Genomic DNA, 25,227 nt, shown 5'->3' with positions numbered 1-25,227 from the left:
AGGAGTAGTCGCCCTGGAACATCCATTCGCGGTTGTGGGTGGTGTTGTCGTTGGTTTCAGGCCCCGTTCGGAAATCAGCAGCGCCGAAGCGGTCTGGGCCTTTGTTTATATAAGTTCCAATAAGTTGGATTGCTAACTACGGGAATTGTGCGAACGATTCCCCGCGCCCAGTCACCGTTTCGCCCTCGGATCTGTACAGTTGACCTCCCATCTCATTTTAAACACAGCTTGTTATGCTGAATTTGGCGCATCAATCCATAAAATAGCCAATGAAAGCATTACTATTAGCCATGACATTTGTCTTCGCCGCCAGCGTATATGCGCAAGACGGCACGCAGACGATCCGCGGGACAGTCCGTGACGAAGTTTCTAAATCGCCCGTGATCGGGGCGTCGATATTGCTCATCCGGGAAGCCGATGCCGGTCCGGTGGGTGCGGTTACCGACATCAGGGGTGATTTCGTGATCACGGGCGTGCCAATGGGTCGCCAGTCGTTTCAGATTACGATGGTCGGGTATGAACCGCAGCGATTGTCCAATATCGTGGTAACAGCCGGCAAAGAGGTATTTTTGAACGTAACCTTGACTGAGGCGGTTCAGAACCTGGACGAGGTGGTGATAACCGCCGATCGCAAAAACGATAAGACCAAAACCAATAACGAGCTGTCGCTGGTGAGCGGACGATCGTTTAATGTGGATGATACCAAACGCTATGCCGGTGCATTGGGCGACCCGTCGCGGATGGCGGCCAATTTTGCCGGAGTGGTGTCCGGCGATGATTCGCGTAACGACATCGTGGTCCGGGGGAATTCGCCGTCAGGCACATTATGGCAACTCGAAGGCCTTAATATTCCCAATCCCAATCATTTCGGTTCGTTTGCAGCGACAGGAGGACCAGTGAGTATGCTGAACAACAACGTGCTCGGCAAATCCGATTTTCTTACCGGCGCTTTCCCCGCCCAGTACGGAAATGCTCTTGCGGCGGTGTTTGACCTGCAACTTCGCGAAGGGAATAATCAGAAACATGAACTAATGGGGCAGGTGGGGTTCAATGGTTTTGAATTGGGAGCCGAAGGACCATTCGCAAAAAGCTCCAGAGCATCTTTTCTTCTGAACTATCGCTATTCCACACTCGGCCTGTTCAAAGCCCTTGGATTGCAGTTCGGAACCGGAACAGCCATTCCGGATTACCAGGACCTGAACTTTAAAGTGGCTGTCCCGACTGGTAACAAGGGGAAGTTGACGCTCTTTGGCATAACCGGAAGCAGTGACGTGAATTTCCTGGGTAATGAGGTCGATACCACGCTTTCGAACATGTATGGCACTGAAAACACCAACACCCGCGTGAAGTATGGGACCCATATTTTTGGATTGGCCTATGAGCATAACCTCACACCCAAAACTTTCGCCAAGCTGACCTTGGGTATGAGCACCACTCGTGAGCGGTTCAGCGGTGATTCGATCAGCAACCCGGCGCGCGAAGCTTTCCTCAGCGGCGAGGCGAAATACAACACTTCCAAATATTCGGCTGTGTTGAATGTCAGGCATAAAATGAATGCGAAAAGCAGCCTTTACGGAGGCATTACCGCGGATTTACTCGACTTCGACCTGTACAGCCGTTCGATTTACCAGGGCGGAAAGGTCGATACCGTTCGCGCGAATGTGAGCGGGGAGAAAACGGTGCTGACCCAGGCTTATGCACAATGGAGGTACAGGATTTCGCAGGGATTGATCTTTACAACCGGGCTCCATTTCCAGCATTATAACCTGAACAACAATGCAGCGGTAGAGCCGCGGGCCGGTTTGCAATATGCATTCGGAAAAGGGCAGTCGGTGAGTGTCGGGTATGGTATGAATAGTCAGGCTCAGAACATTTATACCTATTTTGTACAAACTCCCGGCGAGTCGGGGCCTGTGCGTACCAACAAGGATCTGGGCTTTACTAAAAGTCATCACTTTGTGCTGAGTTATCAGAACCGGTTGACGGAGAATCTCTTGCTGAAAATTGAGCCGTACTATCAGCAGCTGTTCGACGTGCCGGTAGAGCGGCGGGCGTCGACCTACTCTGCTTTGAATATGGGAGCCGCTTTTGGCCCGTCGGACCGTGACAGTTTGATGAATAGCGGCACGGGCCGTAATATGGGTGTTGAACTTACTTTGGAAAGGTATTTCAACAAAGGCTATTACTTCCTGCTTACGACATCTTTGTTTGATTCGAAATACGAAGGCAGCGACAAAGTCGAGCGTAATACCGCATTTAATACCAAATATGTATTGAATGTGCTCGGCGGAAAGGAATTCCGGTTTGGCAGCAACAACATCCTGAGCGCGAACATCAAAACCTCATGGGTAGGCGGTAAGTATATTACGCCGCTGAACCTGGCTGCGTCGCGGGCCAGAGGGGCGGCTGTTTACGACGAAAACCGGGCTTATTCGTTGCGGCAAAGCGCCTATTTCAGAACGGATATCCGTTTTTCCTATCGCCGGGAAATGCGCCGGAGCACGATGGAATTTTCGATGGATTTACAGAACGTCACGGCGCGCAAGAACATTTTCCAGCAAACCTATAACCCGAGAACATACGAACTGGTGAACCAATATCAGCAGCCGTTCTTCCCGGTGCCGTATTTCAGATACACGTTTTAATTGAATATTGACGGGTAAACGAGTAGTTTGCCCGTCAATATCAACTCGCAATGAAGGAAAAGGCTTATACACTCAATGACTGGAAATGGCGCATTATTGGCATCCCACTCATGGGGACAGTCATTGCCATGATGATTGCTTTTGAGGAATTTCTGAAACTAAGCCAGCATTTTTTTCTCAGTGTGCTTTTTTCGACGTTGCTTACGCTCACATTTTGGGAGGGTAACCGGTACATTATCATCTGGATGCGCCGGATTTTTCCTGAATACAGCCAGACAGGCCGGCGAGTGGCCGCGGAGGCTGTGCTGGCGGTTGCCTATGTGTTCCTGGTGTCGTTGCTGCTCGACGAGATTTACTACAAACCGGTTTACCACGTGAGCGTGCTCGCGATCGGTTTCAGGATCAGCATTGTGCCAACGGTGATCGTGTACCTGGTTTATGAAGCCGTTTATTTTTTTGATGCCTGGAAAATGAATGTACGGAAGACGGAGGCGCTGATGCGCGAGAATGTGCAATCTCAGTTGGAAGTGCTAAAAAATCAGTTGGACCCGCATTTTTTGTTCAACAGCATGAATACCCTGGCGGCGCTGATCGACGACGAGAATACCGCTGCGCAGGATTACCTCGAAAAACTGTCGGACGTGTACCGGTACGTGCTCGTGAGCAGGAACAAAAACACGGTTTTGCTTAGCGAGGAAATAGCGTTCGTGGACGCTTATGTGTATTTGAATAAGATCCGCTTCCGGGAAAACTTGCAGGTCGAAAAGCGCTTGTCTACGGTGGCACTGGAGCACTACATTACTCCGCTGAGCCTGCAAATGTTGATTGAGAATGCAATTAAACACAACGCCGCTTCGCGCCAGAATCCGTTGCATATCGTGATCCGCGACATAGACGGCTATCTGGTGGTCGAAAACAATATTTCGGAAAAGACTATTCTCGAAAAATCGACTAGGGTAGGATTACAGAATATTATCAACAGATATAACCTTCTGACCGACAGGGAGGTGGAGGTGAAACGTGAGGAAGCACGCTTTATCGTAAAGATTCCGCTACTGAGGGTGTTGGCAGAAAATGAATGATACCGGGGCGGTTGCCGCCGATTGTTATGAAAATACTGATCATTGAAGACGAATACCCGGCCGCGGAAAGGCTGGAAAAGCTGATCAAAAAACTCGATCCGCGCGTGGAAGTGTGCGCGGTGCTGGAAAGTGTCGATGCGGGGCGGAAATGGTTCGCGAACGCGGACCCAGTGGATCTTATCTTTTCCGATATTCAGCTCGCCGATGGGCTGAGTTTCCAGATATTCGAGGAATTTCCGGCGCATAGCCCTATTATTTTCACGACGTCGTACGACGAGTATGCGATCAAGGCATTTCGTGTGAAAAGCATTGACTATCTTCTCAAACCCATCAAGGCTCCAGAACTGGCAGAGGCTATCCGCAAGTACGAGAACTTTCGCGAGGACTTTTCACCCAAAGCTTATGCGAGAAAGATAGAAACGCTCCTCGATAGTTTGGAAATGACGAAAAAGCCCTTCAAAACGCGTTTTCTCGTTAAAAATGGAGAACAGCTTATCCCGATCAATCAGGAACACGTCGCCTATTTTTACACAGCCAATGAAATGGCGTGCCTGGTAGCCACGGACGGACGACAATATCTGGTGGATTACAAGCTGGAAGAGCTGGAATCGCTGGTAGACCCGCTGAATTTTTTCAGGCTTAATCGTCAGTTTATCGCCCGTATCGACGCCATACAGAAGATTCACACCTATTTTAATGGTAAACTGAAAATAGAGCTCCGCCCGCAGACTTCGCAGGAGGTGGTCGTCAGCCGGGATAAGGCCCCGGCATTCAAAGCGTGGCTTGAAACTTAGGCATTGGTATGAGTGTGTAACTCATTCGAGTGGTTTTGTAGACTAAATAATAGGTGGCAGGGCATGGCAGTGTTTTGTGTCCGCTTTTTTACCTTTGTGCTATCAACCCTCAAAATATCGGTTTTCCAGGGAAGCAGGGAAGAATCGACAGACTTACACATCATGAAAATTCCTTTCCGAACCTTATCCAGGGCATTTTTTGTCTGGACCATCCTGCTGGTCGTCATACTGGGCTCTTTCGTTTTTATGCTGTTGCTCACGCGCGGCAAATCGCAAACCATCCGAGCGAACATTCAGGAACTCCGTAAGGATATGAATGGCTATCAGAAGGTCGATACATGCATTTCGCTTCTTTATGTAGCCGAGAACAACAGCAGGCTCTTTATTATTACACAGGATTCTACTTACCTCAAGGCATTTACCAGCGAACTTCAGACGGTTTCCCGGATCCTTAATGAGTTCGAAAGCGAACGTGCCCATCAGCCATCGGCACTATCGGGGCTTATGGAAAGCAAGCGGGAAAGCAACGAAGAGTTTATCCGGATGAAGATCATGGTCGACAGCCTTTTTGCACTTTCGGTGCAACGCAGCGAGCAGATTCAGCAAGAACAATCCAAGCCGAAGCCAGCGCCGATTCGCGTAAAAAAGACTTCCAAAGTTGATTCGGTAATACTGACGGATCCTCAAAAGAAGAAGCGGGGACTTTTCAAAAGGCTGGCTGATGCGATTACGAACAAGCAGGGCGATGAAGTGGTCCAGGAAAAAACGAAGGTAATCACCCAGCGTGATTCGCTGGTAATGCCGTACCTGATGGCGCGTGAGCTCGATCTGAGCCGGTACGATGAGTACAATCGGGTCAAAAGGGAATTGAACGAGGCTGAGCAGAGGTTATTGTTCCTGAATGGAGAGCTGTTTGCGAACCTGCAATTGACCCTCAAATCACTGAAAGCTGCCGAAGAAGAAAAAGCCAGGAAGTTCAGAGGGGTGCTGCTGACGGAAACATCCGACAAGATTGAGGAAGTGAATCACCTTTTCTGGGCCAGTGCTTTCGTGGTATTACTGATGACGATCATCATCATCCGCAATCTCATCAAACTGTACCGCAACGACGTTACGATCGTCAGATATGCCGCGTTGGCGACCGAGGCGGCCAGAAACAAAGGGGAGTTTCTTGCGCAGGTCACGCATGAAATCCGAACGCCGCTTAACGCGATCATCGGTTTTTCCCAACTGATGGATACCGATCGCCTCGAAGGTCAGATGAAAGAAAGCGTCGAAGCCATTCAGAGTTCGTCGCGGATTTTGCTGACGCTGGTGAACGATCTGCTCGATTTTTCCAAATTGGAACGAGGTAAACTGACACTGCATTATCAGGCTTTTAATCCGGTGGAGCTTGTGAATGAGGTAGTGTCCATGATGAGCGTCCTGGCGGGTGAAAAGGATATTGAAATTGTATCGCAAATCAATATTGGGCAGCCGGTATGCCTTTCGGGGGACGAGTTCCGGATCAAACAGGTGCTGATCAATTTGCTGAGCAATGCGGTCAAATTTACGCCGGCCCATGGTAAAGTGCTGGTGGAGGCCGGTTTAGAAAATGCTGACGGGCAGAAGAAGTACTTGAAAATAAGGGTCAAGGACTCGGGTATTGGCATTGCGCAAGAGCATTTGAAGGAGATTTTTGAAGATTTCAGCCAGATAGACGGCGCCTCGGTAGGCAAGCAGGGCACCGGGCTTGGGCTGGCGATATGTAAGCGGATCGTGGAGTTGCATGGAGGGAAGATTTGGGTCGAAAGTGTGTTAGGGAAAGGCTCGGAGTTCAAAATAGCGATTCCGATGCAGGTGGCCGAAAAACAGAAAGCTGTCCGAAGCCGGTCGCAAGTAGCTACGCAGGTGGAGCTGCGGGGCAAAAAGGTACTCGTTGCCGACGATACCAAGCTGAACCTCGTACTAATGAGCAGATTACTCGAAAAGCATGGGCTTTCTTACGACCTCGTCGGCTCGGGTGACGATGCGCTCGAGCTGTTTGAGAAGCAACCCTACGATCTCGTGATTACCGACATCAACATGCCCGGTATGGATGGTTCTGAACTCACCCGGCAAATCCGCACCAACCCGGATCCTCAAAAAGCTGCCACGCCGGTGATAGGTTTTACCGGTGATCTGTCCGACCGTGACAAGGACTTTTATGCGAATCTGGGCATCAACGGAGTGTTGGGCAAGCCATTTTCCGAGAGGGAATTTTTATCGGTACTGGCGTCCGTTTTGGGTGCTGGCAGGTGAGTAACAAGGCGCTAACGGATTTCGACCCGGCTCCAATAAGGGAGTGAGTATTGCTTGTTATCCAGTACCATCGTTGCTTCGTACCGCCCAGGCAGTAAATCGGCGGGAATGCGATACGCACCGTAGTAGATCCTTATCGAGTTATCCGCGTATTTAGGATCTTCTTTTACAGTTGCTTTCAGAACTGTAATCTTGCCGTTTAGCTTCAATGCTAGGTCGGGGACCTTTTTCTTGTTGTCGAACGGCTGGGCCGATGCATCTATGATCGCCGGAAAAGGATTTACGAAAAGTTCTTGTCCGCGCGAGATAGCCATGGGTTGAGTTTTCCAGATTTCCTCCCATGGGATGCCCTGGCCTCCCGTCCACATTTGTCCGATTGCCTTGACAGTCGAATCCCGTGCGATCACGATTGCGGCCTGGGTGATCAACTGCGTATTTTCGAAAAATGATACTTTGTATTGACCATCAGCAATCGAGGCCGGAAATTGTGTTTTAAGCGTAGAAAGGTCGGTAATCGTAGCGGGAAGAGTTACTTCCGACGAGCTCGCGTCGTTGTGCAGTTTTAATGTATACTTTTGAGAATTCAGAAATATGCCGCCATCAAATTCAATGGTTTTGCCGGTTTGAAATACCCTGAAAAGGCGATCGGGTTGAACGACAAACAAAGAGACCTTCGCTCTTTTCAGTTTTAGCTTTTGCGGGAAGGAGAAGGCCTTTTCGCCATATTCAATACTTAAAGCCGTGCCTTCCGCTTCCATTAGACTCAAAATATCTTCAAAAAAGATAACGCCCAAGCCGTTGTCGAAACTTCCCTTTACGTTGACATTTTTAGAGCTGTTTCTTAGGAATGGTACAATCTGCTCTTGCAGGTCCGGACGCTCTGGTACTGATCCCACACCGGATTTCAGACGGATTTTGGCCACAGCAGCCGCCGTGTTTGCGTCGCCGACCTGGAGATCCAAGTCTGAAGTTAATTCAGCAGTCAGAGGTCCTTCCTGTTCCACAAAAACTTTGTACGATTTGGTGCGGCTACTGCTCTTGACAACCATGGTGAAATTCTCAGGATACGCGGCCCTGAAATGGTATTTTACATGGCCGGCACTATAAAGCGTTTTCCATGGGTCTAAAACCAGCTCAGCCCCGGGTGCGGCGTCGACTTGCAAGTCGACAATATCATCCGTGTATCCTTCGGGAAGAACGATCTGAATGTAGTTGCGGGCCGTGTCTATGGTTACCTCCCGTGCGCCGGCGACTTTTATCGATCTCAGAAACAAGTCTTCCTTCAACGTTTTTTCCGGATCTAAATCCTTTTCCTTTTTACAACCTGCCAAACAGCAGATCACCAGGGCGAAGAGGTAAAAGCAAACTTTTTTCATTGTATATTATAACTCGTTGACTGGTAGCTAGTGTTGTGATTTTTGGTTGAAAATTTCTAAAAATATAAAATAATCACAATTCAGTTACTTGAATAAAAGGTTGTAATGGTAAATTCCACTGCCTGCACGCTTTTTAACAACGGAAACACTCATCAAAACAACACAATCGGCATGGCAAAAACAGATTTTAAATCCGTAGACGAGTATCATGACACGTTCCAGGGAGAGAAAAGAGCACGGTTGGATGCGATCCGCAAAACCATCAGGGAAGTAGCGCCGGATGCTGAGGAGGTGATCAGTTACCAGATCCCGGCTTATAAGTATTTTGGGTTTCTGATCTACTATTCGGCTGCTACCCATCACATTTCGCTGTCGTACCCTTACAGTCAGGCGCTGCTGGATGAGTTCAAAACAGAGCTTTCGAAGTATAAAATGAGTAAATCGGCGCTTCAACTGCCCGATAAGGATCCATTGCCGCTCGACCTTATTGGGCGTATCGTTGCGTACAGGATGAAAGAAAATGAGCTGGCCGAGGCATCCAGGCCGCAGAAGGCCAAAAAGAAATGAGCTGACCGAACGGGCATGACGTTTCTCAGTATCGCAGCTAAGCGGCGTCAGTTTTCCGGTAGCGGTGGCCATGTACTTTTGGATGAATTATCAATACCTCATCCAGATATGACGCCGCATACTTTTCATATCCCGGTCCTCGGGCTGGGATACTCCATAGATACTCCCATTAAGGTCGCCAAATACGGCATATCCTCTGTCGCGTCCATTGTCGATGACGAGCTGATCGAGCGTATGCGCATACATTATGCCCGCCAGCGCGGCGACGATGATACGCCCATTCCCAAATCCGAACCGGATTATCGCAGCCGTCGGATCACTGCCTACCTCGACCTGATGCAAAATATTGTGGAAGAGGAATTTGAAAGCCTGAAAAGCCAGCCCTTCGGCGTGGGGAGTGATATCGATCGCTATTTCAGTCTGCTGCCAGCAGATTCAGAGCTGAAAGCCAGGTATGAAACACTGCTTGCCATGCCCGACGGTGTGGAGAAGGAAGTAGAAGCATCCGAGCTACGGGCTCTGCTCGTGCCCGGCAGTATCGATGTGAACATCATGTCGAAGGTAGATAAAATGAATACCGATCCCGAGGGAAATTTGCTCGATGACATTTACACGGACGCACTGGCTGCGCTGCGCGGTTTCGCATTAAGCCGGTTGTCCTCGTCGATCATTCTCTCGGCGGGAATGAACCCGCATTTGTACAGCTATCTCGAAGCTTTTGCCGATTTCTTCCCAGACGCTGAGGGCAATTTTCGCAAAAAAGTGATCCTGAAAGTGAGCGACTACCGTTCAGCATTGATTCAGGCGAAGTTCCTGGCTAAGAAAGGTATCTGGGTTTCCGAATTCCGGATTGAATCGGGACTTAATTGCGGCGGACATGCATTTGCTACGGAAGGTAATCTGCTCGGGCCTGTACTGGAAGAGTTCAAAAACCGGCGCGATGAAATGTTTACCGAGTTGCTCGCACTGTATGGACCCGCGCTGCAAAGTAAGGGTATTACGCTCATTCATGCGCCACGTACGCGCATATCAGTGCAGGGCGGCATTGGTACCGCAGCCGAAAATGCCTTTTTGCTGGAACATTACGGCATCGAAGCCACAGGTTGGGGAAGCCCGTTCCTGCTGGTTCCCGAGGTTACCAACGTAGATAAGACCACCTTGAATGAGCTGGCCAATGCAGATAGCGATGCCTATTATGTGAGCGATTCATCGCCATTAGGTGTGCTTTTCAATAATTTCAAAAACAGCACGGCCGAAAAGCAGCGTCTGGAACGTATTGCAAAAGGCCGGCCTGGCAGTCCGTGCAACAAGCGGTATCTCGTTTCAAACACCGAATTCACCGGTGAACCGATCTGCACGGCATCGCGTGAGTATCAGAATCTGAAAATTAAACAGTTGCTCGCACTCGACCCGCAGCCAACCGACCTGCAAATGCAAATAAACGCAGTAACCGAGAAGCTATGCCTTTGTGAAGGACTGAGTACGGCTGCCCTTATTAAAAACCATCTGACTAAACCGCGGGAGAACAGTGCGGTAGCCATTTGCCCTGGACCTAATCTGGCATGGTTCTCGGGAATCTATTCGCTGGACGAAATGGTAGGACATATTTATGGGAAAATAGACCTGCTCTCCAAGCAACTTCGGCCGAATATGTTCATCAACGAGCTGAATTTGTATGTGGATTATCTCAAGAAGGATGTCGAGCGGCATGCTGCTGCGCTAAACGATAAGAAGGCTAAATATTTCTCGAAATTCCGGGCCAACTTGCTTGAAGGGATCAATTACTACAAAAAACTGATCCCTGAAATTACCAATCAAACGGTGGCTTACCGGCAGGAGATGATGGTGCAGTTGGAAGCGATTGAGGCCAGGCTTTCATAGCTTGCCTGTTTTGTCCAGACCACCCGAATGGAAGAGACTGATCGCAGCGTCATAATCAGGATGGGTCTTCCGGAGTAGGATGGAAGCATACACGGTTAGTTCTGATTTGATAAGATGATCACTCTCATCGATCTTCAAATCCTTGACAATGACTCGTCTATCCTGTTTTTCGATCGACAAGTCATCAATTAAGCCAAACCATCTGTTGAATTTAAGGTATCGCTTGTATCCTTTGCCGTCAAACGGATCGCAATAGTAGACAATTATGGCGTCGTTCTCATTCAGGAAATTAGTCAGGATGTCCAGCACAGTATTTCTGAGCCGGACATCCAGGCCAGCGGACGGTTTGTTTGTTTTAATGAGAAAACTATGAACGCCCGCTATTTCGGGATTATTAGGGAACCACCTTCCGTCCAAAGGCGCGTGGACAGTAACGGCGATATTTTGCGCCGTGGTGAATTGGTATAATTCTCCAAATTGCTGGTATGGATAAATTTCAACCAAGCCTTACGCCTAATGCATGAAGTTCCTCTAATGTCATTTCGCCTCTTTCATACGCCTCGATGTCACGATGCGTCTGCATCATTCTGGCGATCAGAATCGGGAAAGTCAGCTTCTCCGGACGTTCTTCGGGGGTAGGTACTTCCGCAGGTTCTGGTGCGTTGGTAGGGGTTGTTTGTTCCATAGTTTGAAAGATTTATATGAAGTTCTTGTCAAAACTAGGAAAAGCAAATGAACTATTTCTGCCCCTAAACAAGGGAATGATCAGCCGGAACCAATGAGTTATCAACGGTGAAAAAAGCTGCTAATTTCGCATCCGCGCCAGCTTCTCATATTCCAAAACCGTAATCTGGCTGCCTTTCATATCCACCAGGCGTTCGTCCTTGAAATCTGAAAGCGTGCGTATGACGGTTTCGGTAGCGGTTCCTACCATCGAGGCAATATCCTCACGGGTAACGGCCATGGAAAATGGCTTCGATCGGTCTTCCTGGTAACGCTGTACAAGCATTACCAGCGCCTGTGCCACGCGTTTCCGCACTGAGTTGTAGGCGAGTTGTAAAAGCCGCTCTTCGCGCTCTTTGATCTCATTGGAAAGCATCCGAATGAACTTGGAAGCGACTTCCCGGTTACCTTGGAGCAGATTGAAAAAATCGTCTTTCGGGATCATTGCAACTTCCGACTTTTCCAACGCAATGGCTGTTTCCTCATAAGGCGCACCTTGCAGCAGATCGAGGTAGCCGAAAAACTCGCCCTCTTTGAGCAGGTCGGTGATGTACTCCTTGCCATTCTCGTTGGATTTATAGGCCTTGACCTTCCCTTTTTGCAGGAAATATACATGCGACGGGAAACTGCCTTCGGTATAAATGGTCTCTTTTTTTCGTAGCACTTTCACCTTTTTGTCCTCCGCAAGTTTCACGATCGGATCGAAGGCCTGGGCTTCCTTGATGAACTGGTCGAAGCCTTCCGCGGAACGCTCGAACTGCTTTTTCAGCCGGTCGCTCTTTTTGAGGCGCATTTCGACGGCATTCAGCAGCTCTACGTCGTCGTAAGGTTTGGTAAGATAATCGTCGGCGCCCATGGTCATGCCTTTGCGGTAATCCTCCTTTTCTGCTTTGGCTGTCAGGAAGATAAACGGAATTGAGGCCGTGCGCTCGTCCTTGCCGAGCATATGCAGCACACCGTAGCCGTCGAGCTCGGGCATCATAATGTCGCAGATGATCAGGTCGGGGTTATGCTGGCCTGCCTGTTGCACGCCTTCCTTGCCGTTTTGGGCGGTGATCACCTCGTAATTGGCGAGTTCCAGGATCTCGGCCGTATTTTCCCGCATTTCGGGGTTATCTTCTATTAAAAGTATTTTTCTCGCTTCCAAGTTGGATACTGTTTGTGTCAGGATTCGATTTTAACGGATGCCGGTTCGCGGTTAGGTAGTTCTACGAAAAACGTTGTGCCCATGCCTATTTCGCTCTGGAACCGGACGGTGCCGCCCATGAGCTCGATATAATTTTGTACGATGTTGAGACCGAGACCCGTTCCCTGCGCATTGCCGGCGTTGTTGGCGCGAAAAAACCGGTCGAAAATATGACCCTGGTCTTGCTGGGGAATGCCTATGCCCTGATCCTGTACCTCTATACGGATCAGTCCGCTCCAATTCTTGACCCTCAAAAAGATGGATTTGCCGGGATCCGAGTATTTGATCGCGTTCGAAAGCAGGTTGAAAAGGACATTGCGCAAAAGCTGCTTGTCGAGCCATGCCTGGGCTTCGCCGTCATAGGTCACAAACATCTCCTGGCCATCCTTGCAAAGCCCGCGAATCTCCTCAATCAGGTTTTTGCAAAATGCGTTCAAGTCGGTTAGCACAGGAATGCAGTGGATGCGGCCTTCTTCGAGTTTGCCGATCGACAGGAAGTCATTGAGAATCTCGGTAAGGTTCGTAACGGTCGATTTGATGCGCTGAACGTGTTTCTGACGCTTGTCTTCATCTTCCGTACGTGAGTACCTGCCTATGAGCGAGGCCGACGACAGAATAGTCGCGAGCGGTGTCCTGAACTCGTGCGACGCAATGGTTACAAACTGGCTTTTCATATTGTTCAGCTCGCGTTCCTTCGTCAATGCCCGGACGACCTCCTCCTGCGACTGCTCGATACGCCTGATCGCCGCTGCCAGTTCCTCCGTGCGCTGCTGCACACGGACTTCCAGTTCGGCATTCAGTTTTTGTATTTCAAGATTAGCCTCGATAATACGGCTTTCCTGCTTTTTGCGCTCAGTAATGTCAATCACAAAACTCACGACAAACTCGCCGTCGCTGGTTTTAAAAGGGCTGAGGCTGACCTCCACGGGAAACTCGCTGCCATCCTTGCGCCGGGCGAAAAGATCCATCATATGCCCCATACCCCGAGCGCGAGGGGCTTCGAGGTATTCGTCGCGATAGCCCACATGGTTTCTGTTGAACCGCTGCGGGATCAGCGTCTCGACTTTCTTGCCGATCAGCTCGCGATCAGAGTAGCCGAAAAGCTCTTTGGCCTTGGGGTTAAGCATTACAATGTTTGCCTGTTTGTCCACCACCACGATCCCTTCGGTCGCGTGCTTGAACAGGGCATCCAGCATCTCGATGTGCCGTGTCATTACCTGCGTATGAATTAAAATATCCGTATCAAACATACCAAAGTACAGGACACAGGTGAACACCGCAAGAATTTATCATTAAACTGTTTGACTAAAAAGAGTCGTTTGGGGTAAATCGGCCCAGAGGCGAGCATCAAAGGCCATGCACACATTACGCACGAAGGCCTTGCCTTTCTCGGTGATCCTCAGGCGGAAAGGTTCTACTTCTACCAGCCTGTCGAACTCCATTTCGGAAAGCCTTTCCAGCGCCTGGTATAGTTCCATACAAACTTCTGAGGTGCTGCCCCAGGAGGTTTCGAAATTGGTCATCAATCGCAGAATGTGCTTTCTCAGGATCAGATCTTCGCGGCTCTGCTCGTGGCCGCGGAAAATAGGCAGCTCATTGGCAGCGAGCTTTTTGTAATAGTCTTCTACCTTCTTTTCGTTCTGGGCATATCCCCACCACGAATCGGAAATAGACGACGCACCGAGGCCGATTAATAGCTGGGTCCGGGTATCGGTATAGCCCATGAAATTCCGGTGCAGCCGTTCTTCCCTGGCTGCTTTGTAAAGTTCGTCGGATCGGAGCGCAAAGTGGTCCATGCCGATGTCCTCATAGCCGGCCAGTTCCAGGGCATTCCGGCCCGTTTCATAAATTGCAATTTTATGGTCTGCATCGGGAAGGTCTTTTTCAGTGTAGCTGCGCTGGCCCGGTTTGATCCAGGGTACATGGGCATAGCTGTAAAATGCGATACGGTCTGGTTTCAGCCGGATTACACGCAGCATAGTCTCCATCATGGAGCAGTTTTTTTGCTGCGGCAGGCCATACACGATGTCGTAGTTGACCGACGTATAACCAATTTCGCGCGCTTTCAATGTGAGGTGTTTGACCTGTTCAAAAGTCTGGTGACGGTTGATGATGGCCAATACCACCGGATTGAAATCCTGCACACCAATGCTGATGCGGCGGAATCCGACCGAATACAGTGCTTCCAGGTGCGCATCAGTGGTATTCCCCGGATGCGCCTCGAAACCGAAGCGGGCATCATCGTGTACGAGTGCATTGGAAAGCAGGCCGTTCACCAGTTTCACCAGGTTGGTCGGACTGAAAAAAGTAGGCGTCCCGCCGCCCAGGTGCAATTCCCGGATCACCGGTTTTTCTGCTCCAAAGAGTTCGCAATACATCTTCCATTCCTTCAAGACGGCCTGGATATATTTGTTTTCCACCGCATGATTGATCGTAATGCGCGTATTACAGCCGCAATAGGTACAAAGGCTCTCGCAGAATGGCAGATGGATGTACAGGCTGATACCTTCTTTCTGGTTCGAAACCGAGAATGCATCTTGTACCAGCTCTTTCCATTTGCTGACGGCGGGAGGTGTCTTCTGCCAGTAAGGAACGGTCGGGTAGCTGGTGTAGCGCGGCCCCGGGATGTTATATTTAAAGAGCAGGTCCTTGTCCATTAGTCAAAATTTTGATGTAGATCATTGACCAAAACTACCCAGGACAGGAGGGGAAAAACATGACTTTGGTCATGCAAAAAACAGACTTCTAACCGGCTTTTATATAGCTCCAACCTTCTTGTTGCAACACTACGAGTTCGGCAATGCCGGATGGAATAACTTCTATACCCTCTATCAAGCCCGTTGCTTCCATTCCGTTGGCGAGAAGCATATTGCGGCACGCGGCGATGGTAACATGCTGGTTGAGTAATGCCGCAATATCGCTGGCGAGCGCATTCCCTGCGGTACAAAATGGCATCGACGAGCCGTGGCAAACGATACGAACATCAACTGTTTTGCCCAAATGTGCAAGCAGGTTACCGATTTGCCGGATTATGCTGCGATGGACTTTGGGATCGTCCGAGGTAAGCTGGATAATGGCTTTGTACGTTTTCATGCCGGCAAGGTAAGTCATTCGGCCTGCCGGTTCAAGCAGTTCAGCGGCAGATTGTAATTCCGGCGGCAGGTTTGGAATGATCGGGGTAGGAGGTCATGACCCCGCGCGCTACAAGCCAGATGCCTGCGATGGCCACCAGCAGCGGTGTAAGCTTGCGGATGCGCGTCCTCAGCGCGGGCGTGAACTGCTGCTTCACAATGCCCAATGCGAGCATGGCAGGCATGGTACCCAGCCCGAATAGTGCCATAAACGCGCCGCCGCCCCAGGTACTGCCGGTGGCGACCGAGCTCGCGAGCGCCATATAAACCATTCCGCAAGGGATAGCGCCGTTAAGCATGCCGAGCAGCAGCATACCCGGTAAATCGGCCCTTTTGAGATAGAGTCCCATTTTTTGCCTCAAACGATGGATTGTTTTTTGCCAGAACAACGGCATATGTAGCTGCTGACCCAGTACCGATGGCCAGAACACGTAAGCAAGCATAACCATACCGACCGCCATGGAAGCATATCGCAGTATGCCTAGCCAGGCCAGTGAAGCGCCCAAAGTACCTATAATAACGCCGAACGCCGCGTACGTAAGCGTGCGTCCTGCATTATAGACCAGCACACCCGTGATCTGGCGCGTACGCGTGCCCTCATGCACGGGCAATGCGAGCGCGATAGGCCCGCACATGCCTACGCAATGGAAGCTGCTGACGAGCCCCATTGAAATGGCGAGGTAGGGCAGAACGGTGATCATCGTTCAAAGGTTGTTATGATCGACTACTATTACACCCTCGCTCCAATAGGTCTCGCTGCCGCCTTTCCAGTCGACCTGGATTTTGTAGCGTCCCGCGGGAATCTCTGACAATGCGACGGTCTGCCGATTACCATTTGAGTCGATTGTGAACTGGCGGTCGTTGCGGTTGTCCGACGGGCAATACATGCGGATCTGGCCCGAAATGCTTGAATCGGCGAAGATGGCCGGATAGCGGATTTGTAAGGCATTATCCTTGATTTGCCAGGATAATGGTTCCGTTAATGCTGCGGCGCGCTGCAGTTTGTCGATCTTACCCTGGAATTTCAGCTCTTCCTCGTAGTATTGATCTGTGACAAGATCGATTTTTTGTCCGGCGCTCATTCCTACCAGCAGCAGTATCATCGATACAAAGCTGATGTAAACGGCGGCAATAAGTGCTTTCCAATTGACTTTCATGGTGTTTATAAAACAGGTTAATATATTATTCTTCCGGTGCGATGAATGTCGTTTCGAAGGTTTCCAGCTGTTGGTTACCCTGTGAAACCGAGAGTTTTAGTACTGTTTTCCGGGTGTTTAATTCAGATTTTGGAATAATCACAAACACGGTTCCCTCGGACATCCCCGCAGCTTCGAGCGTCAGATCAGGTGATCCGGCGAAAAGAAGCTTTCCTTGCGGGGTGTCGAGGTGGAGGGAGGGTTTGATGATATGGTTCGTTTTATTAAATATCTTGAAAGTGTACAGGTTGCTGATCGTGCCGTCGCTGTTTTCGATGTAACGGCTGCCTGGGGCGCGGAAAAGAGTAGTTTGTGTGTCCGTACGGGTAGCCACAACAAATCCCAATGCCGACCAGAGCAATAGCAGCACGGCCGCATAACCCCATGTCCGCGGAGTGATCACTTTGGCTGTTTTCTTCTCGATCGCATTCTCGGAAGTGTAGCGGATGAGTCCCCTGTCGAATCCCACTTTATCCATTATTGCATCGCAGGCATCAATGCAAGCAGTGCAGTTCACGCATTCCATTTGGGTGCCATTCCGGATATCGATGCCGGTCGGGCATACGGCCACGCATTGGAAGCAATTGATACAATCGCCTTCGGTGCGGTCGGTACCTTTGTGCAATTTTCCTCTCGGCTCGCCACGTTCGTGGTCATACGCCACATTGATGGAGTTTCGGTCGAGCAGCACGCTTTGCAGGCGGCCATATGGGCATACCACGGTGCAGGCCTGCTCGCGCAGCCACGCGAAGTTCCAGTAGAACACCGCGGTGAAAATGACAATGCCTGAAAAGAGGCCGATATGATTTTCAATAGGCTCTGAAATGATTTTGTAGAGCTCGTCGGTACCTACCACATAGGCCAATAGCAGGTTGGCGATGGCAAAGGAGATGATCAGGAAAATGGCGTATTTTAAGCCCTTTTTCAGGATTTTTTCCGAATTCCATGGTGCTTTGTCCAGCAGCTTTTGCTTCCCGGCGTCGCCTTCTATGGCATATTCGATTTTGCGGAAAACCATTTCCATAAAAACGGTCTGCGGGCAAGCCCAACCGCACCATAACCGTCCGAAAACAGTGGTGAACAACACGATAAATACGAAAAACGAAAGCATCGTAAGTCCAAAAAGCCAATAATCCTGCGGCCCGATAAAGATGCCGAAGAGGATAATTTTCCTTTCAAGCACATTCAATAGCACCAGCGGCTGTCCGCCGATACGGATGAACGGCGTGACGAACAGCAATGCGATGATCACAATGCTGAATACCACGCGGCGGTTATGCCACTTGCCTGCCGGGCGTTGGGGATAAAGCGGACGGCTTTCAGCTGTCGGCTTTCGGCCTTCGGCTTTTGCCTTTGGGTGCTCGCTGTGCGATTGTTGATCCGACTCGTTAATGGTTAGGTTTCCCATTTGAACTTTATTTTTAATGCCATCATTGCTTACCGCCGACCGCCGAAGTCCTACTCAGCCGCCGACAGCTGATTGCCGGCAGCCGAAGTTCCATCCAATTCTCCTTGCGGTTCTTTAGCATTGGCTGGCTTGGTGCCTTTAAGGGACAGCACGAAGCTCGCTACCTTCTGGATGTCGGTTGGAGAAAGCTGTTTTTCCCAGGAGATCATCCCTTTTTCGGGTACACCATATTTGATCACTTTGAACACATTTTGAATACCGCCGCCGTGCAGCCAGTAGTCGTCGGTGAGGTTGGGACCTACGGCACCGCCACCTTCGGTTCCATGGCAGGCGGTACATTTTTCCTGAAATATCTTCATACCGGCTTCGACACCCGCTTTGTCGGTCAGGGCCGTAACGGAGTTTTCATCCATGCTGGCGCCTACTTTTTCCATGTAAGCCTTTTTCTCGGCCTCGGCGACAGCTATTTCCTTATCAAGTTCAGCGATTTGCAAGTCGCCCAGGCCGCTGAAATAATAAGCTGAATAAACCACCGCAAAGAACACCGTAGTATAGAACAGGAATTGCAGCCAGGGGGGCATCCGGTTATCCAGTTCCTGGATACCATCGTAGTCATGGCCGTCGATCAGGATTTGCTTTTCATCATGCAATGCCACACCGATGCCCCTGAATTTCTTCCACCAATGCGCGCTGAAAATGTGTGTCGGCTCCTGGTTGGATGCCTGTGCGGATTTGTTGAGCAACCGCATGGCAGAGGCCAGCAGGACCGCCAGCTGGATCATGATGAAAACCAGTGCCGCAAGCACCACGCAGAGGAGGAGGTCGAACCCGGTGATAGCGCGTACCGGCTCGGTGGTCTCCTGCGCTGAGGCAGGTAATGCGATGCACGCGAGCAAAAGCAGAGATAATATTGTCTTTTTCGCAACGCCGTCGTTCAGCGGAATGCTCCGCATTTTGTCGAGCTTTCTTTTATCAAGGCCCCACACATAAATGAGCAGGCCGACGAAGAAAACAAAAAAGATCAGCAGGGATATGAGGGGGTAAATGCCTACGCCCGCTATGGTTTCGAGGTAATTCCGGAATTTCATGAATAGTCAATTTTGAATGATTGAATGACTGAATGACCGAATGAAGGAATTTGAATGAGGACATCGACAATATGTTATTCAGTCATTCAATCATTCGGTCATTCAATCATTTTTTAATATCAGTCCCAAGTCGTTGCATGTACGCAATCAGCGCGATAATCTCCTTATTCGCTGCGGTTTTGATGCCGCTTTGTTTCAGGCGTTCCTGGATTTCCTGTTCCTGCTTCACGAGATCGGCATTGGCCTGGTGCTCGTACCCTTTTTCATAAGGGACACCGAGTGTTTGCATGGCTTTGATCTTCGCTTGGGTTGTGGTCGTATCCAGGTCGTTTTCGAGCAGCCAGCCATAGCGCGGCATAATGGAGCCCGGCGACATCGATGTAGGATCTTCCATGTGGTTGTAATGCCAGGAATCGGGGTACTTGCCGCCTACGCGCTGCAAATCCGGGCCGGTGCGTTTGGAGCCCCATTGGTGCGGGTGGTCATAGACAAACTCCCCGGATTTGGAATACTCCCCGAACCGCTCGATCTCGGATCTGAACGGACGGATCATCTGCGTATGGCACACGTAGCAGCCCTCACGGACATAAATGTCGCGTCCCTGCAATTCCAGCGGCGTGTAAGGTTTTACACTCGCAATGGTAGGCACGTTGGATTCGACCAGGAACGTAGGGATCATTTCGATCATCCCTCCGATCGCGACGGCTATCAGGGAGAATATGGTTAATGCCAAAGGCTTGCGCTCCATTAAGCGGCGGTGCCAGTATTCGCTCTTTTCGGCATGCCAGATCGCATTCAATGGCATGGCTTTGGCGGTTTCGGTAGCTACGAGCTTGCCTTTCAGGGCGGTCATCCAGAGGTTGTAGATCATCACTACAAAACCCACCAGATACAAGGAGCCACCAACGCCGCGGAGGAAATACAGTGGTTTGAGAGCCGTTACGGTTTCAAGGAAGTTAGGATATTTCAAAAGACCTTCCTGAGTAAACTCTTTCCACATCGAGCTCTGTACCCAGCCAGCCCAATACATGGGGATGGTATAGAAAATGATACCCAGCGTACCGATCCAGAAGTGGAAATTAGCAGCTTTGGTAGAATACAACGGGCGGTTATACAGGCGCGGAAAAAGCCAGTAGAGAATACCGAAAGTAAGGAAACCGTTCCACCCGAGCGCACCTACGTGTACGTGTGCCACGATCCAGTCGGTGTAGTGGGCAATGGCGTTTACATTTTTTAAAGACAGCATCGGGCCTTCGAAAGTGGCCATACCGTAAGCGGTAATCGCTACCACCATGAATTTCAGTACCACGTCTTCACGTACTTTGTCCCAGGCACCACGGAGCGTCATCAGTCCGTTCATCATACCGCCCCACGACGGCGCGATAAGCATTACCGAGAACACCGTACCAAGCGTTTGGGCCCACTCAGGCAATGCGGTGTATAGCAAGTGGTGAGGGCCGGCCCAGATGTAAAGGAATATCAGTGCCCAGAAGTGTACGATCGAAAGCCGGTAGGAGTAAATTGGCCGGTTGGCCGCTTTGGGCAGGAAGTAGTACATCAAGCCCAGGTAAGGGGTTGTCAGGAAGAATGCGACCGCATTATGTCCGTACCACCATTGTACCAATGCATCCTGCACACCGGCGTACACAGAGTAGCTTTTCATAAATGAGATCGGGAGCTCCACGCTGTTTACAACGTGTAGCATGGCGACGGTTACGAAAGAGGCGATGTAGAACCATACCGCGGCATAAATATGCTCCACGCGGCGATTAATGGTGGTCATGATGATGTTCACCAATGCGGAAACCCAAACTACGGCAATCGCAATGTCAAACGGCCATTCCAACTCCGCGTACTCTTTGGAAGTGGTAAAACCCATGGGCAACGAAATGGCCGCGCCGAGGATGATAGCCTGCCACGCCCAGAAGTGGAAGCGGCTCAGGACAGGACTCCAGATGGGCGTCCGCAACACGCGCGGAACAGAATAGTAGAGCCCGGTAAAAAAGCCGTTTCCGACGAATGCGAAAATCACCGCGTTAGTATGCAGTGGCCGGATGCGGCTGAATGTCAGGAACGGCAGATCAAAATTCAGGTTTGGGAAAACCAGCTGCAATGCGGCCAGCAAGCCCACGAGCATGCCGATGAGTCCGAACAGGATGGTGGCGATGGCGAAATCCCGGACAATGCGGTTGTCGTATTGAAATTCATCCAACTCAACGGAGGCGAGGCCGGGATGGGGAACGTTTGACATAACTTGGTGGTGATAAATGGTAAAAATCAGTTCAGGTTCTGGGGGTTATGGCTTTTCGGAGTCGTCGAGCAGGATGCGGACGGAAGGCGTGTAATCGTCGTCGTAGTGGCCCTTCCGCACCGACCAGATGAATGCGCCCAGGAATCCCAGCGCCACCAGTAAACTGGCGATGATCAGTAGATATAATGCACTCATGATGAGGATTGGTTAGGTGTTTTTGATAGGTCAAAACTACCGGCGGTGCGGCTGGTAAAGGATGATGATTGCTACGTCCGTTTTATGACATTGGTCAGTTTTCTGAGATGTCGCCGCGCTGCGGCATTACTTGCAACCGTGGTAAACGCCACAATCGTAATGGAACTGACCGGCATCAGAATGGCAGCAATGACCGGCGAGAGGTGGCCTGTTACCGCAAAGGATAGTCCCACTATGTTGTAGATCAATGAAATAGCAAAGCTTTCACGGATGATACGCTGGCCGCTGCGGGCAAGGGCGATGTATCCCGGCAGCAACCTGAGCTGGTTGCCTTCGACGATCGCGTCGCAGGAAGGGGAGAAGTTGTTGATATCATCCGAAACGGCCAGTCCGACGTCGCTCTGGCGCAATGCGCCGGCGTCGTTCAGTCCATCGCCCACCATGAGCACATGGCGGCCTTCTTGTTGCAATCCGCGCACGAAATCCAGCTTTTGCTCCGGTTTCTGGTTAAAAAGCAGCAATGCGTTCTCCCCGAAGAGCGGGGCGAGCAAATCGCGGTCGGTAGGGCGGTCGCCGGAAAGGAGGTAGGTGCGGATACCTGCTTGACGCAATGCGGAAAGCGTTTCGGGCAGCTCGGGCCGGTATTTGCTGCGGATCGTGAAATAACCCTTTACGACCTCGTCGATAGCCACATATACCCGGCTCGACTGCCCGGTACTTTCCTCGTCGCTGACCGCTCCAACCCAGCCAGCGGATCCCACTTTGACCATTCGTACCCCCCATTGTGCGGCCATGCCCTTGCCGCTCGCTTCCGAAAAGCCTGTCAGAACGCGCCGGCTGGCGGGCACATCGGCCAAATGCTTCGATATCAGTCTGCTCAATGGATGGGAGGATTGGCCTACCAGGGTTTTGATCATCACCAGCTCATCCCACGTCGATGGTTCACCTGTAAAATCGATTTCCGCGTCGTCGGGCAGGGTAATGGTGCCTGTTTTGTCAAAAACTACCGCGTCGATCTGCGCCAGCCGTTCGATGCTGTGTGCATTTTTAGGATAAAAACGGTTACGGCTGAAAACGCTCAGCAGATTCCCGTTGGTGAAGGTCGATGAAAGCAGCAATGCGCACGGGCAAGCCACCAGCAGCGTGGTGGTGAACGCGAGGAATGCGGTTTCCCGGTTGTTATTGACAAAAAACCAGAACGCAAAAGTGACTGCCGCAATGCCCAGCACGATCAGCGAGAAGTAGCGGTTAATACGTGCCGCCAGCGATTTGTTGGTATCGTCTTTCTCACGGGCAAATGCCTCATTATTCCAAAGTTGCGTCAGATAGCTTTGGGAAACCTCCCGCAATACTTCCAGTTCGATGGACGCACCTTTTTGCTTGCCTCCTGCGTAGATAGTATCGCCTTTCCGTCTTTCGACCGGCTGCGATTCGCCGGAGACGAAGCTGTAATCGACCATCGCCACCGGGCTTTGCAGCACGGCATCGGCCGGGATCAGTTCTTCATTTCTGACCAGCATCCGGTCCCCTTTTTGCAGGTCGGTAATAGGTTTGCGTTCTTCAATGCCGTCGCTCAGGATGGAAATGGCGATCGGGAAATACGATTTGTAGTCGCGGTCAAACGAAACGCCGGCGTAAGTCTTGTCCTGGAAATACCGGCCTACCAGCATAAAAAACACGGCTCCCGCAAATGAATCCAGATATCCGGGGCCGGTTTGCGTGGCGAGCTGGTAAATGCTGATCAGAAAAACGCAGCTCAATGCGAGGGCAATCGGTGCGTCGATGTTCAGATAACGCCCTTTCAGTGCCGACCAGGCCGATTTGTAGAAGTCCGCCGCGCAGTAAAACAGAACCGGCAAGCTCAACGTAAGGTTAAGAATACCGAAAAGCGTACGAAGATTTTGGTCAGAAGTATTCTGTCCCAAATGAAAATATTCGGGAAAACTGAGCATCATAATATTCCCGAATGCAAAGCCCGCAATGCCGATTTTGTAAAGCCGGGTGCGGTTCCATTTGCCGGCTTTCTTGCCCGACAAATCATCCATGCTCAGGTAAGGCTCATATCCGATGCGCGTAAGCAGCGCGGCCAGTTCGCTTAGCCGCAATGCGGGCGCGTCGAATGTAATTCTAACCTTTTTCTCGGGAAAGTTCACCACCGAGCTTCGCACCGCTGGGTTGAGGCGATAAAGGTGTTCGAGCAGCCAGATACACGAGCTGCAATGCATTTTCGGAAGGTACCAGTACACGGTGGTCAGGTGCCCGTCCGTGAACTCGATCATCTTGTCATGCACTTCGGGCTGATCGAGATGGTTGTACTTGCCTTTGTAAAAAGTCGGATCCGGCGAAATGCCCTGCGCACCTTCGATCGCGTAATACTGACAAAGATCACTGTCTTTCAAAACGCTGTAGACGGTCAGACAGCCGTCGCAGCAAAAATCGTGGTCGTCGGCGTGCAGGACTTCATCGCGGCATTCCTCGCCGCAATGGTAGCAGGCATGTCGTGTATCGGAAATGGCCTCCGGGGCCGTCAATATGCTCATGGTCATGGTCTGGATTAAACCTTGTCCAAAATTGGAGCATACGATCAGCCGAACGGATGACGGAAAGACGTGTGAAAAACTGACTTTGGTCAGAAATTGTAATCTATACCCTGGTTGAGCTCGAAAGCGTAGTGATAATTGATTTTTTCAACCGTAAGCTTTTATATTTATTTATCGGAAACGAAAAAAGCCTTCGGTAAAGAAGGCTCTTTAATGTAATGTTATCCGGCGTTCATCGCTTCAACAGCTGCGGGAGCCCCACCTTGCGTGTGGATGCGCCAGCGGCGTTTATTCCCAGGTTCTTCATGATATCGGATGTCAGGTTGGAGGTGGAATCGCGGGCGTAGAGGACGACGGGCCAGAGGTCGCCGCCATTGGGGTTGAGGTCCATGCGGAGCAGGAAGGCATAACCTTTCTGCCGACCGGCGAAGATGATGGCCTCATTGACTTTTTGTTTGATGGGCTCAAACTGTTTGGCGTAATAATCGCGCAATTGGGCCATGGAATTGGCCTCGAAATCTTCATAGGACTTTTTCAGGTTTTCGAGCTCGATGGCCTTGTCCCGCAGAATGGCCTGATCGGCCTTGCTGGCGACGAGTTTGTCGAAGGCATCGGATTTGAGTTTGAATTCCTCGTATTTCCCTTTCAGAATCTTATCGTATTGATCGCTCTTGACGACGATCTCTTCATTTAGTTTCTTGAATTCGGGCATATTTTCAAGAATGTGCTGCTGGTCGACGTAGCCGATCTTCTGGTCGGGAGCCTGTGCAAAACTGGCCGCGGTGCAGCAAAGTACCATCACAAAAAGTACAGATAATGTTCTCATTTCGAAAGGTTTGTTTGAGGTTTGTAATACTTCAATAACGGTTACATAAAGATCCTGT

General features: G+C 50.5%; 21 protein-coding genes. 6 read left to right on the top strand and 15 right to left on the bottom strand.

The window, feature by feature from the left end; translation table 11 throughout:
• Positions 1–269: 269 nt before the first annotated feature.
• The 4 genes from ACQ4MZ_RS23440 to ACQ4MZ_RS23425 all read left to right on the top strand — a co-directional run bounded on the left by ACQ4MZ_RS23440 (position 270) and on the right by ACQ4MZ_RS23425 (position 6,801).
• Positions 270–2,645, top strand: coding sequence for a TonB-dependent receptor (locus tag ACQ4MZ_RS23440; RefSeq protein WP_430849097.1), 2,376 nt, complete (start codon positions 270–272; stop codon positions 2,643–2,645).
• Positions 2,646–2,695: 50 nt separating this feature from the next.
• The gene (locus tag ACQ4MZ_RS23435; RefSeq protein WP_430849095.1) at positions 2,696–3,727 is read left to right on the top strand and encodes a sensor histidine kinase; all 1,032 of its coding nucleotides are present in this window, start codon (positions 2,696–2,698) and stop codon (positions 3,725–3,727) included.
• A 26-nt stretch (positions 3,728–3,753) separates the two neighbouring features.
• Positions 3,754–4,521 (top strand): LytR/AlgR family response regulator transcription factor, encoded by a 768-nt coding sequence (locus tag ACQ4MZ_RS23430; RefSeq protein WP_430849093.1) that lies wholly within the window; start codon positions 3,754–3,756, stop codon positions 4,519–4,521.
• A 162-nt stretch (positions 4,522–4,683) separates the two neighbouring features.
• On the top strand, positions 4,684–6,801 hold the full coding sequence (locus tag ACQ4MZ_RS23425) for an ATP-binding protein (protein ID WP_430849091.1): 2,118 nt from the start codon (positions 4,684–4,686) through the stop codon (positions 6,799–6,801).
• A gap of 11 nt (positions 6,802–6,812) precedes the next feature.
• Here the strand turns inward: ACQ4MZ_RS23425 and ACQ4MZ_RS23420 are convergent, their stop codons facing one another.
• The gene (locus tag ACQ4MZ_RS23420) at positions 6,813–8,177 is read right to left on the bottom strand and encodes a hypothetical protein (protein ID WP_430849089.1); all 1,365 of its coding nucleotides are present in this window, start codon (positions 8,175–8,177) and stop codon (positions 6,813–6,815) included.
• Positions 8,178–8,348: 171 nt separating this feature from the next.
• Between ACQ4MZ_RS23420 and ACQ4MZ_RS23415 the strand changes: the two genes are divergently transcribed.
• Together ACQ4MZ_RS23415 and ACQ4MZ_RS23410 are read left to right on the top strand one after the other, a co-directional pair.
• Positions 8,349–8,744 carry an iron chaperone gene (locus ACQ4MZ_RS23415; protein ID WP_430849086.1) on the top strand — a complete coding sequence of 132 codons (396 nt, stop codon included), beginning with the start codon at positions 8,349–8,351 and terminating at the stop codon, positions 8,742–8,744.
• Between the two features lie 108 nt (positions 8,745–8,852).
• Positions 8,853–10,625: a hypothetical protein gene (locus ACQ4MZ_RS23410; RefSeq protein ID WP_430849084.1), complete on the top strand. Its 1,773-nt coding sequence runs from the start codon at positions 8,853–8,855 to the stop codon at positions 10,623–10,625.
• Here ACQ4MZ_RS23410 and ACQ4MZ_RS23405 read toward each other — a convergent pair.
• The 14 genes from ACQ4MZ_RS23405 to ACQ4MZ_RS23340 form a co-directional block, all read right to left on the bottom strand.
• Entirely contained in the window at positions 10,620–11,129 is a 510-nt protein-coding gene (locus ACQ4MZ_RS23405; RefSeq protein WP_430849082.1) for a DUF6169 family protein, read from the bottom strand. The two genes, ACQ4MZ_RS23410 and ACQ4MZ_RS23405, sit on opposite strands and share 6 nt — an antisense overlap.
• Positions 11,122–11,310 carry a hypothetical protein gene (locus ACQ4MZ_RS23400; protein WP_430849080.1) on the bottom strand — a complete coding sequence of 63 codons (189 nt, stop codon included), beginning with the start codon at positions 11,308–11,310 and terminating at the stop codon, positions 11,122–11,124. The genes ACQ4MZ_RS23405 and ACQ4MZ_RS23400 overlap by 8 nt, the downstream gene beginning before the upstream one ends.
• Before the next feature lie 120 nt (positions 11,311–11,430).
• Positions 11,431–12,495, bottom strand: a complete 1,065-nt coding sequence (locus tag ACQ4MZ_RS23395) for a response regulator (RefSeq protein WP_430849078.1) — start codon at positions 12,493–12,495, stop codon at positions 11,431–11,433.
• A gap of 17 nt (positions 12,496–12,512) precedes the next feature.
• On the bottom strand, positions 12,513–13,748 hold the full coding sequence (locus ACQ4MZ_RS23390; RefSeq protein WP_430849076.1) for a PAS domain-containing sensor histidine kinase: 1,236 nt from the start codon (positions 13,746–13,748) through the stop codon (positions 12,513–12,515).
• A gap of 78 nt (positions 13,749–13,826) precedes the next feature.
• Positions 13,827–15,191, bottom strand: coding sequence for an oxygen-independent coproporphyrinogen III oxidase (gene hemN / locus ACQ4MZ_RS23385; RefSeq protein ID WP_430849074.1), 1,365 nt, complete (start codon positions 15,189–15,191; stop codon positions 13,827–13,829).
• An 88-nt stretch (positions 15,192–15,279) separates the two neighbouring features.
• Entirely contained in the window at positions 15,280–15,627 is a 348-nt protein-coding gene (locus ACQ4MZ_RS23380; RefSeq protein WP_430849072.1) for a hypothetical protein, read from the bottom strand.
• A gap of 40 nt (positions 15,628–15,667) precedes the next feature.
• Complete coding sequence (locus tag ACQ4MZ_RS23375; protein ID WP_430849070.1) at positions 15,668–16,366, bottom strand: sulfite exporter TauE/SafE family protein; 699 nt, start codon at positions 16,364–16,366, stop codon at positions 15,668–15,670.
• 3 nt (positions 16,367–16,369) lie between these two features.
• Entirely contained in the window at positions 16,370–16,822 is a 453-nt protein-coding gene (locus ACQ4MZ_RS23370) for a FixH family protein (RefSeq protein ID WP_430849068.1), read from the bottom strand.
• A gap of 25 nt (positions 16,823–16,847) precedes the next feature.
• On the bottom strand, positions 16,848–18,269 hold the full coding sequence (gene ccoG / locus ACQ4MZ_RS23365; RefSeq protein WP_430849066.1) for a cytochrome c oxidase accessory protein CcoG: 1,422 nt from the start codon (positions 18,267–18,269) through the stop codon (positions 16,848–16,850).
• Positions 18,270–18,319: 50 nt separating this feature from the next.
• The gene (locus ACQ4MZ_RS23360) at positions 18,320–19,357 is read right to left on the bottom strand and encodes a cbb3-type cytochrome c oxidase N-terminal domain-containing protein (protein ID WP_430849064.1); all 1,038 of its coding nucleotides are present in this window, start codon (positions 19,355–19,357) and stop codon (positions 18,320–18,322) included.
• Positions 19,358–19,463: 106 nt separating this feature from the next.
• On the bottom strand, positions 19,464–21,608 hold the full coding sequence (ccoN, locus tag ACQ4MZ_RS23355; protein ID WP_430849062.1) for a cytochrome-c oxidase, cbb3-type subunit I: 2,145 nt from the start codon (positions 21,606–21,608) through the stop codon (positions 19,464–19,466).
• Positions 21,609–21,653: 45 nt separating this feature from the next.
• Positions 21,654–21,803 (bottom strand): cbb3-type cytochrome oxidase assembly protein CcoS, encoded by a 150-nt coding sequence (gene ccoS / locus ACQ4MZ_RS23350; protein ID WP_106596734.1) that lies wholly within the window; start codon positions 21,801–21,803, stop codon positions 21,654–21,656.
• 71 nt (positions 21,804–21,874) lie between these two features.
• Entirely contained in the window at positions 21,875–24,343 is a 2,469-nt protein-coding gene (locus ACQ4MZ_RS23345; protein ID WP_430849059.1) for a heavy metal translocating P-type ATPase, read from the bottom strand.
• A 232-nt stretch (positions 24,344–24,575) separates the two neighbouring features.
• Entirely contained in the window at positions 24,576–25,169 is a 594-nt protein-coding gene (locus ACQ4MZ_RS23340) for an OmpH family outer membrane protein (RefSeq protein ID WP_430849057.1), read from the bottom strand.
• Between the last annotated feature and the right edge of the window lie 58 nt (positions 25,170–25,227).

This window comes from Dyadobacter sp. BHUBP1 (genome assembly GCF_050587785.1).
Classification (GTDB): domain Bacteria; phylum Bacteroidota; class Bacteroidia; order Cytophagales; family Spirosomataceae; genus Dyadobacter.
The sequence above is the reverse complement of the archived record's forward strand: the minus strand, read 5'-3'. Positions and strand labels throughout refer to the sequence as shown.

What these genes read in the sequence shown, in the direction of transcription:
- ACQ4MZ_RS23440 (WP_430849097.1), top strand. Translation starts at nt 270, where the DNA reads ATGAAAGCATTACTATTAGCCATGACATTTGTCTTCGCCGCCAGCGTA.
- ACQ4MZ_RS23435 (WP_430849095.1), top strand. Translation starts at nt 2,696, where the DNA reads ATGAAGGAAAAGGCTTATACACTCAATGACTGGAAATGGCGCATTATT.
- ACQ4MZ_RS23430 (WP_430849093.1), top strand. Translation starts at nt 3,754, where the DNA reads ATGAAAATACTGATCATTGAAGACGAATACCCGGCCGCGGAAAGGCTG.
- ACQ4MZ_RS23425 (WP_430849091.1), top strand. Translation starts at nt 4,684, where the DNA reads ATGAAAATTCCTTTCCGAACCTTATCCAGGGCATTTTTTGTCTGGACC.
- ACQ4MZ_RS23420 (WP_430849089.1), bottom strand. Translation starts at nt 8,177, where the DNA reads ATGAAAAAAGTTTGCTTTTACCTCTTCGCCCTGGTGATCTGCTGTTTG.
- ACQ4MZ_RS23415 (WP_430849086.1), top strand. Translation starts at nt 8,349, where the DNA reads ATGGCAAAAACAGATTTTAAATCCGTAGACGAGTATCATGACACGTTC.
- ACQ4MZ_RS23410 (WP_430849084.1), top strand. Translation starts at nt 8,853, where the DNA reads ATGACGCCGCATACTTTTCATATCCCGGTCCTCGGGCTGGGATACTCC.
- ACQ4MZ_RS23400 (WP_430849080.1), bottom strand. Translation starts at nt 11,310, where the DNA reads ATGGAACAAACAACCCCTACCAACGCACCAGAACCTGCGGAAGTACCT.
- ACQ4MZ_RS23390 (WP_430849076.1), bottom strand. Translation starts at nt 13,748, where the DNA reads ATGACACGGCACATCGAGATGCTGGATGCCCTGTTCAAGCACGCGACC.
- hemN (WP_430849074.1), bottom strand. Translation starts at nt 15,191, where the DNA reads ATGGACAAGGACCTGCTCTTTAAATATAACATCCCGGGGCCGCGCTAC.
- ACQ4MZ_RS23380 (WP_430849072.1), bottom strand. Translation starts at nt 15,627, where the DNA reads ATGAAAACGTACAAAGCCATTATCCAGCTTACCTCGGACGATCCCAAA.
- ACQ4MZ_RS23375 (WP_430849070.1), bottom strand. Translation starts at nt 16,366, where the DNA reads ATGATCACCGTTCTGCCCTACCTCGCCATTTCAATGGGGCTCGTCAGC.
- ACQ4MZ_RS23370 (WP_430849068.1), bottom strand. Translation starts at nt 16,822, where the DNA reads ATGAAAGTCAATTGGAAAGCACTTATTGCCGCCGTTTACATCAGCTTT.
- ccoG (WP_430849066.1), bottom strand. Translation starts at nt 18,269, where the DNA reads ATGGGAAACCTAACCATTAACGAGTCGGATCAACAATCGCACAGCGAG.
- ACQ4MZ_RS23360 (WP_430849064.1), bottom strand. Translation starts at nt 19,357, where the DNA reads ATGAAATTCCGGAATTACCTCGAAACCATAGCGGGCGTAGGCATTTAC.
- ccoN (WP_430849062.1), bottom strand. Translation starts at nt 21,608, where the DNA reads ATGTCAAACGTTCCCCATCCCGGCCTCGCCTCCGTTGAGTTGGATGAA.
- ccoS (WP_106596734.1), bottom strand. Translation starts at nt 21,803, where the DNA reads ATGAGTGCATTATATCTACTGATCATCGCCAGTTTACTGGTGGCGCTG.
- ACQ4MZ_RS23345 (WP_430849059.1), bottom strand. Translation starts at nt 24,343, where the DNA reads ATGAGCATATTGACGGCCCCGGAGGCCATTTCCGATACACGACATGCC.
- ACQ4MZ_RS23340 (WP_430849057.1), bottom strand. Translation starts at nt 25,169, where the DNA reads ATGAGAACATTATCTGTACTTTTTGTGATGGTACTTTGCTGCACCGCG.